Genomic DNA, 15046 nt, shown 5'->3' on the forward strand with positions numbered 1-15046 from the left:
TGAATAATCGTCATTCTTATCAGTACGTTATGGAAGAACCCTTATGGATCAGTCTGCGCAAATGAAGTTAACCGCCCCAACGCTTAGTGTCACTGACTTTAACCTACCGTCATTGCATTTATTGCATGACGAAATTATTGTAACCCTTAAGGACGCTGAGATTCATTTAAGCGAATTTAATGATGACAATAATCAGGCGCCTTTATTGCTAGACTCTATTATTGTCCTAAAGCAGCTGTCTTGTATTTTTAAATTGATTGCTTTAGTCGGTGCAGAGGCGTTAAACACAGCCATCGTTAATGGTTTGCAGCGCCTGTATGACAATGGTGATAATAACGACACCGATTTGATTATGGACTTATCAGAAGCCATTATGATGCTCGATCGCTATATTGAGTTTGTTTTATTGACGGAATCGGTAGAGCCCACGCTATTGTTGCCTGTGATTAATAAGTTAAATGCTCATGGCCAAGCAGCGCCCATGGAGGCTGACTATTTTTCAACGTTTGGCAGCAGTAGCGTTATCGTTGCTAACCCCGAAAAAAACTTTCAACCGCTGCATGAGCTTGGCTTAGAGACTGAGCTATTAACGTACGCTTATCGTAGTGGTCTTGGTGTCGCTCTATTAAACCAAGATGGTAGCATCACCTCAGACGACCAGCAAAAGCTTGATGCGATGAGCGCTGCTTGTGCCTTGATTGCCTCAAAAACCAGTAGCTTATTTTGGCAAGCAGCCACTGCAGCCGTCACCGATATCGCCAGCATCCTACCGCTGAACCTCAGTCAAAAACATACGCTTATTTACTTAGAACAACAGTTCCAAAGCTATTTGCCTGTCATGGACACACGATTTGCTGACTTAGTCAGCTTTGCATGCCAGCGTGATAACGAAGAAGCACAGCGATTGCGTGAGCAATATGCCAGCAACCGCTTAGAAGGTCCGCAATTGGAGCAAATGAAGCGCTTCTTATTCGGTCCCAATCGCGCCCTTACCGACACGCTAAACACCATCATTCAAAGCCAAATCAATACCATTAAAGAAGATGTCGATAGCTATGCACGTGGCGATTCAGTCAATCCGGCTGATGTACAAACAGCACAGATTATAGAAGCGCTGACGTCTTTAGGCTCTGCCCTACGTCTGCTTGGACTGTCAAACGCTGCTGATAGCTTAAGCACAGCAGCTGACGCGGTAGTCAACTGGCAAGCGCCTTCGCCTGAGGACTTTGACCATCTATTGCTCGCACTCATGCATGCAGAAAATGCCTCTATCTCAATGGCAGAAATGCACACGCCAGGCGCAATCTACTTGCCACTGAATAACCCGCATATCTCATTGCATCAGCTTAATACAGCCAATGACACCTTGATACAAGAAAGTCGCACAGCGATTGCCAATGCTGAACAAGCCATCAATGACTATTTGTCTGAGCCAGAACGCGACATGCTCAATATTCAGAACATACCTGAGATGCTGCGCCAAGTGGCAGGCGCGGTACGTTTTCTACAATTGCCCACACCGGCCAGTATGCTTAGCCAATTAGCAAAAAACATCGAACAGCGTATCGAGAGTGGTAGACGTATTGAAGACAGCACGCTCGCTTGCATCGCTGATGTCATTATGGCCGTCGATCATCACTTAGATGGTTTCGAGCATAACCGCCCTGTTAGCAAGCAAGCACTTGATGTTGGGCAGCAGAGCTTGAGCCATCTACTTGCCGCCTAGGGACATACTCTAATCGCAATAGTATCTTTTGTTTGAAAGTTTTGCGGGAATGTTCTGCGACCACATTCGCTCATTGATACTGACTATAAACAAGTCTATACCTAAGCTGGTATAGACTTGCTTTCATTTGTTTTTGTCACGATTTGGAAAATTTTATATGACCAGCGCTTTTATCTTTAGTGATGACACCATTCTATGCCGTCAGATGCCTGATGGTTGGTGGCCGCTGCAAGTTCCATATTCAGAATCAGATGTCATTTCAGCCGATAGCTGTAGTAATAGTAATAGCCAACATGCCTATCAGATTGGTCACGTCGCCTTGCTAGAGAGCTTAGCGCCCAGTCATTGGCAAGTGAATACTCATAGCAGTATTGATAAGAACAATGATGATAAAGCCAATAATAGTGTAGATGGCTTACCTAGTATTGACGCTGAATCGAATGGTATCAATCCTATCAATACCTTCACAGCGCAAGCGTCTAGCGCCATGACGTATGATTATGCGCTGGCACATAATGTCACCTTACCTATCAGCGCTGAAAGTAGTGGTAACGCTTTTGTCCCTTATCGTCAGCTGATTACTCAACTGCCTATTGCATTGACAGACCAGCTGAGCCAAGCCTTACAGTTATTGCGCTGGCAAGCAGACACTCAGTTTTGTAGTCGCTGCGCAACACCAGTCGTGCATGCCAAACGAGATGAGCGAGCGATGGTCTGTCCTGCATGTAGGCTCCGCCAATACCCACGTGTACAGCCTTGTATCATCACGGCAATCACCCGTCCGAATCCGCAAACCGGTGAAATGCAAATTTTACTGGCGCACCATCACCGTTATGGACAGCAAAAAACTCCTACACAAGCGCTACAGTATGGTTTGATTGCAGGATTTGTAGAAGTGGGTGAAAGCCTAGAGCATGCGGTCGTACGTGAGGTGGCAGAAGAGGTAAATATCAGCCTAACGGATATTCGCTATGTGAGTAGCCAGCCATGGCCATTTCCATCGAACCTAATGCTTGGCTTTCGAGCCTCTTATGCAGGAGGTGATCTTATTATCCAAGAAGATGAGCTGTCGCACGCTGACTTTTTTGATCTGTCAAATTTGCCAAAGATACCCGCAAAAGGTAGCATAGCTTACGAGCTGATTGCCCAAATAATGAACGAAAACGGCATGACTCTTTAAGCATTATTCATAGTAGCAGTAACTTGAGCAATAGCGCTTAGCCTAATGTTAGATAAGCTTTCTTAGATAAGTGTGCTTAGCACTGTACTTAGTCCTGTTCCACTAACCTTCTACATTTAGCTTTTTGTTCTTAGCTATCACAGTCATCTATCCCAAATTTATTATGCTAACACCACTCTTTTTCACTGGTGTTAAGGTGTCAAATTACATGCAAAGTAGTACTACTATCCGCCTAGTCAACCTGCCAATATTATTCGATACCTTGAATATTGATGACCTGCCCGCTGATATACAGTCCAAGATTTCTCAGATTGATGCTTGCTTGCCACAAACACAGTGTGGTCTATGTGAGCATCCAGACGGCTGTTTGCCTTATGCAGCTGCTATCGTACTGGAGGGTGAGCCGTATAACAAATGCGTGCCTGGTGGTCAGCCCGTTACCAACGCTATTGCCCAGATTGTGGATATAGACAGTTATCACTCTAGCATGACACAAACTACTGCCCCTTCACAGTGGCCGATAGACGCGACCTCTAAACGTCCAACTGAGGTGCGCGCTGTGATTCGTGAAGATGACTGTATTGGCTGTACTAAATGTATACCTGCCTGCCCAGTCGATGCTATCGTCGGCACTGGCAAGCATATGCACACTATTTTTACTGATTTATGTACCGGCTGTGAGCTATGTATCGCCCCCTGCCCTGTAGATTGTATCGATTTGGTCACCATTGAACGTGAACTCACAGCACCCGAGCGAGTGGCTGAGCAAGATGACTTGCGACAGCGCTATCACACGCACCTCAGACGAGTCACTGAGCAATTGGCGGATAGTAGCAACAGTAAGCCCGTCGTCAGCATGGTAGAGGCGAAATTGAACAATGCTGCTAGCCAGTCGTTGAGCATCAGCGAAGAACAAGCCAAGAACACCATTGCAGCGGCAAAAATACGTACTAAGATTAAAAAGTTAGAGAAGCAATTAAGCGTGCGTGCTAATGATAAAAAACAAGCCGAGCTTGAGGCATTGCAGATAGAGCTGTCACAGCTATAGCCTTTGTAAAGCTATTACGATTATTAGTCCATTTTTTTAACGACAAACAACCAGATAATAGTAAATATACCATGAGTAAAACGGTCAAACATAAAACTGCTGATACCCCGCCATCTAGACGGATGCCCAATCGTCATGTGCGTCCGTTTTTTGAGAAATTGGCTGAGACGATAAAAGAGCCCGTCACTGAGCTCAATTATGACAGTAACTTTGAGCTGCTGATTGCAGTGATTTTATCCGCGCAAGCGACAGACGTAAGCGTCAATATTGCCACCCAGCAGTTGTATCCCGTTGCCAATACTCCTGAGACTATATTGGCATTGGGCGAAGAAGGGCTAAAATCTTATATCAAAAACATTGGTCTGTATAATTCCAAAGCCAAGAACGTCATCAAAACCTGCCAAGACCTTATCGAAAAGTTCGATAGTACTGTTCCTGATAATCGTAAAGACTTGGAGTCTCTCGCAGGCGTGGGACGCAAAACAGCAAACGTGGTGTTAAATACTGCGTTTGGGCAGCCGACGATGGCCGTCGATACCCATATCTTTCGGGTGGGCAATCGTACGGGGCTTGCCACTGGTAAGACAGTATTAATCGTCGAAAAGAAACTGGTCGAACGCATTCCAGATGACTTAATTGTCGATGCGCATCATTATCTTATTTTACATGGCCGCTATACCTGCCAAGCTCGAACACCCAAATGCGGTGCTTGTCCAGTTTATGAGGAATGTATGTTTAAAGACAAAGCCAAATTTCTGGAGCTATAGTTTTTGAAAACATGTTGTTTAAAATAGTTTTTTGGCGTTATATTCAAGAAATAAGAGAAAAGGCAATCAGATGCAGACGCTTACCGCATTACTATTCGACGACTTTGAGACCTTGGACTTGTTCGGTCCTATCGAGATGTTTGGCTGCGTGCCTGAGCATTACCGTCTACAGTTTGCTTCAATCAATGGTGGTATCATTCACAGTAAGCATGGCGTTGTTATCGACACAATTACTGTCACAGAATTAGAGTATCCTACTGATATTGTATTGGTTGTCGGCGGAATGGGTACTCGCCAGCAAATCACTAACCAACCATTTTTGCAAACGCTGAAAACATTGGCTGACCATGCTCATTGGGTACTTAGCGTCTGTACTGGTAGCGCATTATTGGCTAAAACTGGGGCGCTGGATGGCAAACGTGCAACGTCTAATAAACTGTCATGGCAATGGGTGACAGCGCAATCGAATAACGTCCACTGGATAGAGCAAGCACGCTGGGTCATCGACGGTAAATTTTATACCTCCTCAGGGGTTAGTGCTGGTATGGATATGGCGCTTGGCTTTATCGCCGACAGACATAACATAGATACAGCAAGGCAGATTGCCACCTATACTGAATATCGCTGGCAAGAAAATAGCGATGTGGATGATTTTTACCGCGGCTAACCAGCGCCTAGTTACCTCATAGTATTATCCATGGCTAGAGTTTTACTTCGATACACGGTAAAATATCATAATTTTTTGATTCACTTTTATCTTCTATTTTCCGTTAACATTTAATAATGACTGAATTCATAAACGACAGTCCCTGCAATTAAGCGATCCCATTATGCGTGAATACAACTTATTTACCTCAGAATCTGTGAGCGAAGGTCATCCTGATAAAATGGCTGACCAAATATCAGATGCCATTCTTGATGCTATTTTACGTCAAGACCTAGATGCACGTGTGGCGTGCGAGACCTTGGTCAAGACAGGCGCCGTGATACTGGCAGGTGAAGTGACCACGACAGCGAATATCGATGTTGAACGCATTGTACGTGATACCGTCAATGGTATTGGCTATCACCACTCAGACTTAGGTTTCGATGGTGAGACTTGTGCTGTTATCAATATGCTAGGCAAGCAGTCTCCTGAGATTGCTCAAGGGGTCGATCGTAGTAGCCCAGAAGAGCAAGGTGCTGGTGACCAAGGCTTGATGTTTGGTTATGCCAGTAACGAGACCGATGTGTTGATGCCAGCGCCTATCGAGTTCGCCCATCGTTTGATGGAACGTCAGTCGGAGCTGCGACGCGCAGGCGAGCTGCCTTGGTTGCGCCCAGATGCCAAGGCGCAAGTCACGCTCAAATATGACGGCAATCGTCCTGTTGCCATTGATGCAGTCGTCCTATCGACGCAACATGACCCTAGTATCTCGCAGTCTGATCTGCAAGAAGCGGTCATGGAATCTATTATCAAACAAGTATTGCCCGCTGACCTGCTACATGCCGGTACGCGTTACCATATCAACCCAACGGGTAAATTTGTGATTGGTGGACCTGTCGGTGATGCAGGATTGACCGGTCGTAAAATCATCGTCGATACCTATGGTGGTATGGCGCGTCATGGTGGCGGTGCCTTTAGTGGCAAAGACCCTTCAAAAGTAGATCGCAGTGCGGCCTATGCCGTACGCTATGTTGCGAAGAATATTGTGGCAGCAGGACTGGCCGAGCGCTGTGAAGTACAAGTCAGCTACGCAATCGGTGTTGCTGAGCCAACCTCTATCTCTGTTAATACTTTTGGTACCAGCAAAATCAGTAATGACGAAATTATTCGTCTGATTCGCACTCACTTTGATTTGCGTCCATACGGCATTACCCGTATGTTGAACTTGTTACAACCAATGTACCAGCAAACAGCGACCTTTGGTCATTTTGGTCGTCCGGGTTCAGAAACTGCCTTTACATGGGAAAAAACAGACAAAGCTGAGATTTTAAAAGCAGATGCTGGTTTGTAATAGTATTCATCTCTTTTGTTTATAAACTGATTTTATATATTAACAATTACCACTTATTAGGAGTTGCTCATGTCTCAAGATAACAACCCAGACAACCATCAAGACAATACTGTAGATGCAAACATTGAGATTACCCCTGAAATGCAGGCCTTTTACCAACGTGCTGATGCTATCATTGGTGTGGCAAACAGCCAGTTAGGTCCTGATGCACATTCAGGACAAGTTGGCGCATCACTGCTATATGCAGCCGCACGCTATAGCGCATCTGTCGCCTCTATTGGTTTTGTCAAAGGTGATGACTTTGCTAAAGAAAAAGATGACATCGTCGAGTTTTATGTCAAACAATATCGTCAGATGTTAAGTGACAACCTAACCGATTATGCGCAAAATTTTGATAAGTATGTTCAGCTTAACCAAGATGACAAAGCAGACAAATAGTACAGTAGCGTTTTTTAAGAAACCATTTATTTAAACAATCATTGGTTAAAACAAGCAAGCATTGCGCAAGACGTTATGATAGTGATAGATAAACCCAAGCTTATTATCAAGCTTGGGTTTTTTATTGGCTATAAATTTTGGTAACTTACATACTGGATGGTTGGTGATAAATAAGCTACTATAAATTTTAGCAGGCTTTATTAAGGCGTGTCTTAGCGCACATTTAGCCAATCATAAAGCCAACTATGGATAGCAGGGAGCTACCGGATTTATCTATAAGGAGATATCATTATGCAAAATCACATGACTATAATTAAGGCATGGCTCTCTATACGTCAGCAGCCATTTATCAAACCCTTATTATTCAGTTTGCCGTTGACGCTCGCATTGGCAAGCTGCAGCTACATGCCCGATATTACGATGCCTGACTCTCACACTACCACGCCTACACAGCCAAACACCTCAACCCACCAACCACCTGCTGGCGTTTTTTCTCAGTGCCCACCTTTTAATCCTGCGAATACCATATGTACCGCGCAATATGATCCTGTCTGTGTAAAAACCCAAACGGGTTCAGTCATAAGCTATCGCACCGCCGGTAATGCCTGCTCCGCCTGTAGTACCCCAGAAGCCGTAGCCTATGTAAAAGGCGAATGCCTCTAATATATGTCGACTATAGCCAGTAAAAAGTAATATCGATACATCACGCGCTGCTGATATCAATTTTTCTTGCTTGCTGTGCCTGCGCAGACAGAGGCTACAAAAAATTGATATCAGCAATACCGTAGTGTTTTTAGGATATTTTGACTATCTATTCGACTTATTAAAGCGAGTCGTTTTAACACCGTCATAAAAATACCCAGCTTATGACAAGCTGGGTAATTGGTAATATCTATAAACTATTCAGTCTTACTTTAATCAGTCAGCGTTTATGCACTTTAGCTTTGCGCGCTAACCGATTGGTTATCCTTTTTTTAGCTCAGGTGGACCTTCTAGCAAGTCCTCGTCAGGCAGCTCATTTGCTGAGTTATGTTCTGCTGACTCTTCAGTGATGAACCATTGCTGCTGACGATAGAGAATCAAGTGATCTCGACTCAAACCTCGCAATAGCGAATACATCATGACCAATATCACTACTGCAAACGGCAGACCCGATACGATCGATGCTGCTTGCAACGCGCCTAAGCCACCTGCTGCTAACAATACTGCTGCAATAATACCCTCAGTGCCTGCCCAAAATAAACGCTGAATCTTAGGAGGATTGGTATCACCGCCTGAGGTTAGCATATCAATCACAAAACTGGCAGAATCTGATGAGGTCACAAACCACAATACAATCATCACGACGATGAGTAAGTTGAATACGGCGGTTAATGGGTAAGATTCCATTAATTTAAAAATTGCACTACCCGTATCCGCTCTAACTGCCTCAACAAGACCAGGGCTTGCTAAGTCAGGATTGACTGCCGCCATCAATTCCATATGAACCGCAGAACCACCGAACGCTGTGAACCATAAGAACAAGATAGCCACTGGGATTAACAATACGCCCAATGTGAATTCACGAATGGTACGACCACGAGAGATACGAGCCACGAACACACCAACGAATGGCGACCAGCTAATCCACCATGCCCAATAAAAAATCGTCCACGATGCTTGCCAGTTTTCTTGACCTTCATAAGACTCAGTCCAAAACCCTAAAGGAACAACCTGATGGATATAATTACCGATGTTTTCAATAAAACTGTTAAAGATAAACTGTGTCGGTCCTAAGAGAATCACGAAACTTAAAAGTATAATCGTCAACACGATATTGATATCGCTTAAGCGCTTAATACCTTTATCGAGTCCTAAGAACAGTGACATACCTGCCAAAACAGTGATAACGGCAATCAAGATGATTTGTACACTGATGTTGTTAGGGATACCAAATAAGCTCTCAAGACCAGAGTTAATCTGCAGCACCCCAAGACCTAGAGTGGTCACCACGCCAAACATGGTGCCAAATACCGCTAAGGTATCAACCGTATGACCCCAACCACCATATATTCTTTTACCCAATATTGGATATAGCGTTGAGCGAATAGCCAATGGCAAACCACGGCGATAGTGAAAATAAGCCAAAGCCAAAGCCACCATGCCATAGAGCGCCCATACATGAATACCATAATGTAGAAATGAGATGTTCATCGCAAGCTTAGCAGATGCAACCGTCTCACCCTCACCCAGAGGTGGTGCCATATAATGATATAGCGGCTCAGCCGTACCCCAATATAGGAGTCCGATACCGATACCTGCGGAAAACAGCATACCAATCCAAGAGATGAGCTTATACTCAGGCTCTTCATTCTGATGACCCAACCTGATGTCACCATATCGACTAAATATCATATAGATACTCATCAAGACAGTGGCATTAATCACCACAATAAAGAACCATCCAAAACGTAGAGAAACAAATGCTTTGGCTTGATTAAATACTACTTCTGCTTGCTCATTAAAAAACGCACCAAAAATAATAAAGACAGTAATTAAAATCACTGAGGTTAAAAACACCGGCTTACTTACTCGTGGAAAAGGGCCTACTCTGCCAACCTTCACATGATCCATAGATCTTCCCAAAGACAAAAGAGCGTCACCATAACAAGATGTTAACGAATTATCAAATATAACCCTGTCATGTTGCGTTTTGTATACACAGAGTCACCTGATTATAAAAGCGTATTGTCTTTGGGCAAAATAAAACCCCAGCCTACAATGAGACTGGGGTTTTTATTGATGCCACTGAATGCAGAATATATCTATTGTCAGTCTTTAATCGCCTTTAACAACCTCAGGCGGACCTTCTAGTAGCTCCTCATCCCTGAACTCATTAGCCGTATTATGCTCAACCGACTCATCAGTGATAAATCGTTGTTCTGCACGATAAAGTATCAACTCATCACGATTAAACCCTTTTATCATCGCATACAACATAATAAACACAACAATAGCAAAAGGAAATCCTGCGACGATAGCAGCGGCCTGTAACGCCCCTAAACCACCAGCTGCAAGTAAAATCGCGGCAACCAAACCCTGCATAATTGCCCAAAACAAACGCTGAATTTTAGGCGGATTGGTTTCACCACCAGAAGTCAGCATATCAATGACAAAGCTGGCTGAGTCTGATGACGTCACAAACCACAGTACAATCATGAGCACAATCAGCATGGTGGTGGCTTTGGCAAATGGGTAAAACTCCATCAGCTTAAAGATAGCACTACCATAATCGTTTTGGACAACTTCAATAAACCCAGGGTTACCGATTAGCTCCATATTTACTGCCACACCACCAAAGGTTGTGAACCAGAAAAACAGGATAATCATCGGAATAAATAGCACACCGAGTAGGAATTCACGAATGGTACGACCACGGGAAATACGAGCGATAAACACCCCTACAAATGGTGACCAGCTGATCCACCAAGCCCAGTAGAATATCGTCCATGAAGACTGCCAATCGCCTTTGCTATAGGCTTCGCTCCAAAAGCTTAATTGCACGATATTTTGTATATAGTTACCAGTGTTTTCAACCAAACTGTCCATAATGTACTGAGTTGGGCCCATGATAAAAGCAAATCCTAACAACACAAAAGTAAGAATGATATTGGTATCACTGAGACGTTTGATACCTTTGTCCAAACCCATTAGCAACGAGCCACAAGCCAGCATCGTAATGAGGGCGATTAAGATCACTTGCACCGTGACAGAGTTAGGCAAGCCAAATAACCCTTCGAGTCCAGAGTTAATCTGCAACACACCAAAACCTAAGGTGGTCACAACACCAAACATCGTCCCAAATACTGCCAACGTATCAACCGTGTGTCCCCATTTGCCATAGATTCTCTGGCCCAATATTGGATAAAGGCTAGAACGAATCGATAATGGGAGACCACGGCGAAAATGAAAATAGGCCAATGACAATGCCACGACAGCATAAATTGCCCAAGCGTGAATCCCATAATGTAAAAACGAGATGTTCATTGCTTGTTTGGCAGCTTCTACGGTCTCTGCATCACCTAGTGGCGGCGCCATAAAGTGATAAACCGGCTCAGCCGTACCCCAGTACATAATACCGATACCGATACCCGCTGAGAATAGCATCCCTATCCAAGATGGCAGGCTGTATTGCGGTGTTTCAGTTTGATGACCTAAGCGAATATCACCATATTTGCTGAAAATCAAATACAAACATAAAACCACAGCAACGTTCATCAGGATAATAAACATCCAACCAAAGCGTTGGGTAATAAAGCCTTGTGCACTAGTAAATATAGTATCTGCTAACTCTTGAAACAGAGCACCGAATATAATAAACCCGACAATCAATATTGCCGAGGCAATAAAGACCGGTTTATTTACTCGTGGAAAAGGCCCTAAACGACCTATTTTGAGTTCACTCATCTTTTTTATCCAATATTTTAGAGTCGCTTACCTTAACAAGATGTTACCCGATTATCAAATTTTACCCTTATATTATGTTTTTTTGATACAAAAAATAGCCCTGAGATGTCAGAGCTATTTTTTATGCTTGTTATTTAAAACCACTATTTATAAGAGTTATTTATAACCGTTTTTTTGCTTGTATTGAGAGTAACGCTACAGGTTAATCCCCTGTCACAATCTTCGGCGGACCTTTCAACAGGTCTTCATCGACAAACTCGTCTGCGGTGTTGTGATCGACAGATTCAGCAGTGATAAACTGCTGCTGTGCACGATACAATATTAAACGATCACGGCCTAGACCACGCCATAAAGCATACATCATCACCAGAATAACCAACGCAAAGGGTAAGCCTGCAACGATAGCCGCTGCTTGTAATGCCCCCAATCCGCCTGCCGCTAATAAAATAGCAGCGATTAAACCTTGCATGATTGCCCAAAATAAACGCTGAATCTTAGGTGGATTGGTATCACCACCTGCCGTCAACATGTCGATGACAAAACTGGCTGAGTCAGATGAGGTCACAAACCAAAGTACAATCATAATCACAATCAACAACGTAATTGGCTTGGTAAGCGGATAGTATTCCACCAACTTAAAGATGGCACTGCCCGTATCTGCTTGCACGGCTTCAACCAACCCTGGACTGGCCATCAGCGGATCAAGCGCTGCTAGCAGCTCCATATGAATCGCCACACCACCAAAAGTGGTAAACCAAAAGAACAAGATGGTCATTGGAATCAAGAGCACGCCCAGTACAAACTCACGAACCGTACGGCCGCGACTAATACGCGCGATAAACACCCCAACAAATGGTGCCCAGCTTACCCACCATGCCCAGTAAAATATCGTCCAACCAGCCTGCCAATCAGTACCGCTATAAGACTCACCCCATAAACTTAACGGAACAACCGCGGCCAGATAATTACCGATGTTTTCAAAGAAGCTGTCAAAGATAAATAGCGTAGGGCCTAGAATGACCATAAAGGCTAACAAAATACCAGTCAGTCCCATATTGATATCGCTTAAGCGCTTAATCCCTTTATCGAGACCGAGCATCAGAGAACCACACGCCAGCGCCGTCACAAAGGCAATAATGACGAACTGTACGGTAATCGTATTAGGAATACCAAATAGGTTCTCAAGACCAGAGTTAATCTGCATAACCCCTAAGCCAAGCGAGGTCACAACCCCAAACATCGTGCCAAAAACCGCTAAGATATCAACGGTATGACCCCATGGGCCATAAATCTTGCGTCCTAAAATAGGATATAGAGTCGAGCGAATAGATAACGGCAAACCACGTCTAAAGTGGAAATAAGCAAGCGCTAGAGCAACAATCGTATAAATCGCCCAAGCATGCAGACCCCAATGCAAAAATGAGACATTCATGGCTTCTTTTGCCGCTGCAATGGTCTCAGGCTCTGCTAATGGTGGTGCCATAAAATGATACAGTGGCTCTGCAGTACCCCAGTAAACTAGGCCAATACCAATACCTGCTGAGAACAGCATCGCAATCCATGAAAATAGTGGATACTGTGCCTCCTCTGTTTGCTTACCGAGACGAATATCGCCATAACGACTTGCCGCTAGATACAGGCAAAAAACTAATGCTATGTTCATAAGAGCGATGAAGAACCAACCAAAATTGGTGGTAATAAAGCTCTGTAGATAACTAAACAGTGCCCCTGCCGTCTCAGTGAAGAACGCACCGAAGATAATAAAACCAACAATTAAAATGCCTGACGTGATAAACACAGGCTTATTTACCCGTGGAAACGGGCCCAATCTTTCTACCTTTACATGATCCATTTAGGTAATAGCCTTAATTTTTAAGAAATCACACTTTAACAAATTAACTTTTCTTTATCAATCAATTACATACGTTAACTTAATTGAAATCGTTCAGTATTAAGTTAAATTGATGGATAGTTGCATCGCCTAATATCCCTAATACGCTTAATAGCCTAGTGATGCATTCAATCAAATCACTGCGGTTGGAGTTGCAACAGCTCACCCTCACCACCATCTTCAAGCAGAAATACCTGCCCATCCACATTCAACACATTACGAATACGTTCACCCATATCATAGCGATAGCGCTCAGCAGCAGCGTTACTATCCTCTAAACCAACAATGATGAGCGCTTTCGATGACAGACCACTGATAAGCGCATTGCCTTGCCATGCCGGGAAGTCATTATGCTTACCCGCTGTGTACATACTCATCGAGGAGGGTGATATCACCGGCGTCCAAGTGATTGTAGGTGCTGCAAACTCTGGGCGCGTATCATGGTCAGGGATGTCAGTGCCGTTATAATTACGACCATTCGACACGACTGGCCAACCATAGTTGTTGCCTTTTTCAATAAGATTAAATTCATCACCGCCTCTTGGGCCCATTTCGTGCGCCCAAAGCCTGCCTTTTTCATCGAACATCATACCCAGCACATTACGATGACCAGTCGTCCAAAACTGTGATTTTATATCCCCGGCAGTGGTAAAAAATGGATTGTCATTCGGTATTGAGCCGTCAGCATTGAGCCTAATTATTTTACCTAAATTGACTGTCATATCCTGCGCTGGGGATTTTTCTTGGCGATCGCCCGAGCTGATATATAGATACTGCCCATCGGGTGAGAACAGCATGCGATGGCTATAATGCCCCTGCCCTTTTACTTTTGGCGTTTGCGCCCAGATTGGCGTAATGTCTTGCAAGCTTGGCGCGTCAGTATTTAGTCCTGTCAATGTCGCTTTGATGACCTTTGCACCGAATGTATTACTATCAGCATCGCTACCTGCCTCAACGTAACTGATATAGACATCATTATTAGTAGAAAAATCTGGTGCAAGGATAATGTCACCAAGCCCGCCTTGCCCGCCATAAGCTATTTTTGGTATGCCAGCCACGGCTGTTTTATGACCCGTTGCAGTATCGACAATATACAACTCACCTGTCTTTTGCGTCACAAGCAGTTTGGCAGGCTCATCATCAGCCGTAGGTAACGCCGTCATCGCCCAAGGCTCACTAAAGGCAGTTACTGCTTTGGTTGCAAAGGCAGGTTTTTCCGTGTTTGCTATGGATTCATTGACAGAGGCTTGTCCTTCTTTATATTCGCTCAAATCTTTATTGGTATTGACGGCTGAGGGATTAGAGCAAGCAGAGGCACTAAAGAGCAGTGCTGTTATGATTAATGGTAATGTTAAAGGTCCGCTGGTGTGTTTGTTATTGGTCATCATCATGATGTCATCTCCCTTGTTTTATGATTAACACTGAAGCTATCGTCAGTGAAAAGTAATATCGATACATCACGCGCTGCTGATATCAATTTTTCTTGCTTGCTGTGCCTGGCAGACAGAGGCTACATAAATTTGATATCAACAATACCGTAGCGTCTTTAGGAT

General features: G+C 44.0%; 12 protein-coding genes. 8 read left to right on the forward strand and 4 right to left on the reverse strand.

Annotation, left to right across the window (positions count from 1 at the left end; translation table 11 throughout):
- Positions 1-43 precede the first annotated feature (43 nt).
- From QL919_RS06215 to QL919_RS06250, 8 genes are all read left to right on the forward strand, one after another.
- Complete coding sequence (locus QL919_RS06215; protein WP_290188707.1) at positions 44-1726, forward strand: hypothetical protein; 1683 nt, start codon at positions 44-46, stop codon at positions 1724-1726.
- 157 nt (positions 1727-1883) lie between these two features.
- Complete coding sequence (gene nudC, locus QL919_RS06220) at positions 1884-2906, forward strand: NAD(+) diphosphatase (RefSeq protein ID WP_290188708.1); 1023 nt, start codon at positions 1884-1886, stop codon at positions 2904-2906.
- A gap of 208 nt (positions 2907-3114) precedes the next feature.
- A complete protein-coding gene (locus QL919_RS06225; RefSeq protein ID WP_290188709.1) occupies positions 3115-3954 on the forward strand; it encodes an RnfABCDGE type electron transport complex subunit B in 840 nt (279 codons plus the stop codon).
- Between the two features lie 71 nt (positions 3955-4025).
- Complete coding sequence (nth, locus tag QL919_RS06230) at positions 4026-4721, forward strand: endonuclease III (protein WP_290188710.1); 696 nt, start codon at positions 4026-4028, stop codon at positions 4719-4721.
- A gap of 70 nt (positions 4722-4791) precedes the next feature.
- Positions 4792-5388: a DJ-1/PfpI family protein gene (locus tag QL919_RS06235; protein ID WP_290188711.1), complete on the forward strand. Its 597-nt coding sequence runs from the start codon at positions 4792-4794 to the stop codon at positions 5386-5388.
- 163 nt (positions 5389-5551) lie between these two features.
- Positions 5552-6718 (forward strand): methionine adenosyltransferase, encoded by a 1167-nt coding sequence (gene metK / locus QL919_RS06240; protein WP_290188712.1) that lies wholly within the window; start codon positions 5552-5554, stop codon positions 6716-6718.
- A 69-nt stretch (positions 6719-6787) separates the two neighbouring features.
- Complete coding sequence (locus QL919_RS06245; protein ID WP_290188713.1) at positions 6788-7156, forward strand: DUF3144 domain-containing protein; 369 nt, start codon at positions 6788-6790, stop codon at positions 7154-7156.
- Between the two features lie 291 nt (positions 7157-7447).
- Positions 7448-7819 (forward strand): hypothetical protein, encoded by a 372-nt coding sequence (locus QL919_RS06250; protein WP_290188714.1) that lies wholly within the window; start codon positions 7448-7450, stop codon positions 7817-7819.
- A 300-nt stretch (positions 7820-8119) separates the two neighbouring features.
- Here the strand turns inward: QL919_RS06250 and QL919_RS06255 are convergent, their stop codons facing one another.
- The 4 genes from QL919_RS06255 to QL919_RS06270 all read right to left on the reverse strand — a co-directional run bounded on the left by QL919_RS06255 (position 8120) and on the right by QL919_RS06270 (position 14884).
- Positions 8120-9769: a BCCT family transporter gene (locus QL919_RS06255; protein WP_290188715.1), complete on the reverse strand. Its 1650-nt coding sequence runs from the start codon at positions 9767-9769 to the stop codon at positions 8120-8122.
- A gap of 204 nt (positions 9770-9973) precedes the next feature.
- Positions 9974-11602 (reverse strand): BCCT family transporter, encoded by a 1629-nt coding sequence (locus tag QL919_RS06260; RefSeq protein ID WP_290188716.1) that lies wholly within the window; start codon positions 11600-11602, stop codon positions 9974-9976.
- Between the two features lie 202 nt (positions 11603-11804).
- Positions 11805-13454: a BCCT family transporter gene (locus QL919_RS06265; protein WP_290188717.1), complete on the reverse strand. Its 1650-nt coding sequence runs from the start codon at positions 13452-13454 to the stop codon at positions 11805-11807.
- Positions 13455-13630: 176 nt separating this feature from the next.
- Positions 13631-14884, reverse strand: coding sequence for a PQQ-dependent sugar dehydrogenase (locus tag QL919_RS06270; RefSeq protein ID WP_290188718.1), 1254 nt, complete (start codon positions 14882-14884; stop codon positions 13631-13633).
- Positions 14885-15046: the final 162 nt, after the last annotated feature.

Source organism: Psychrobacter sp. APC 3426 (assembly GCF_030408035.1).
Lineage (GTDB): Bacteria > Pseudomonadota > Gammaproteobacteria > Pseudomonadales > Moraxellaceae > Psychrobacter.

Coding starts and splice junctions, on each gene's coding strand:
- QL919_RS06225 (WP_290188709.1), top strand. CDS start 3,115: ATGCAAAGTAGTACTACTATCCGCCTAGTCAACCTGCCAATATTATTC.
- QL919_RS06235 (WP_290188711.1), top strand. CDS start 4,792: ATGCAGACGCTTACCGCATTACTATTCGACGACTTTGAGACCTTGGAC.
- QL919_RS06270 (WP_290188718.1), bottom strand. CDS start 14,884: ATGATGATGACCAATAACAAACACACCAGCGGACCTTTAACATTACCA.
- QL919_RS06245 (WP_290188713.1), top strand. CDS start 6,788: ATGTCTCAAGATAACAACCCAGACAACCATCAAGACAATACTGTAGAT.
- QL919_RS06265 (WP_290188717.1), bottom strand. CDS start 13,454: ATGGATCATGTAAAGGTAGAAAGATTGGGCCCGTTTCCACGGGTAAAT.
- QL919_RS06255 (WP_290188715.1), bottom strand. CDS start 9,769: ATGGATCATGTGAAGGTTGGCAGAGTAGGCCCTTTTCCACGAGTAAGT.
- nudC (WP_290188708.1), top strand. CDS start 1,884: ATGACCAGCGCTTTTATCTTTAGTGATGACACCATTCTATGCCGTCAG.
- QL919_RS06215 (WP_290188707.1), top strand. CDS start 44: ATGGATCAGTCTGCGCAAATGAAGTTAACCGCCCCAACGCTTAGTGTC.
- QL919_RS06250 (WP_290188714.1), top strand. CDS start 7,448: ATGCAAAATCACATGACTATAATTAAGGCATGGCTCTCTATACGTCAG.
- metK (WP_290188712.1), top strand. CDS start 5,552: ATGCGTGAATACAACTTATTTACCTCAGAATCTGTGAGCGAAGGTCAT.
- QL919_RS06260 (WP_290188716.1), bottom strand. CDS start 11,602: ATGAGTGAACTCAAAATAGGTCGTTTAGGGCCTTTTCCACGAGTAAAT.
- nth (WP_290188710.1), top strand. CDS start 4,026: ATGAGTAAAACGGTCAAACATAAAACTGCTGATACCCCGCCATCTAGA.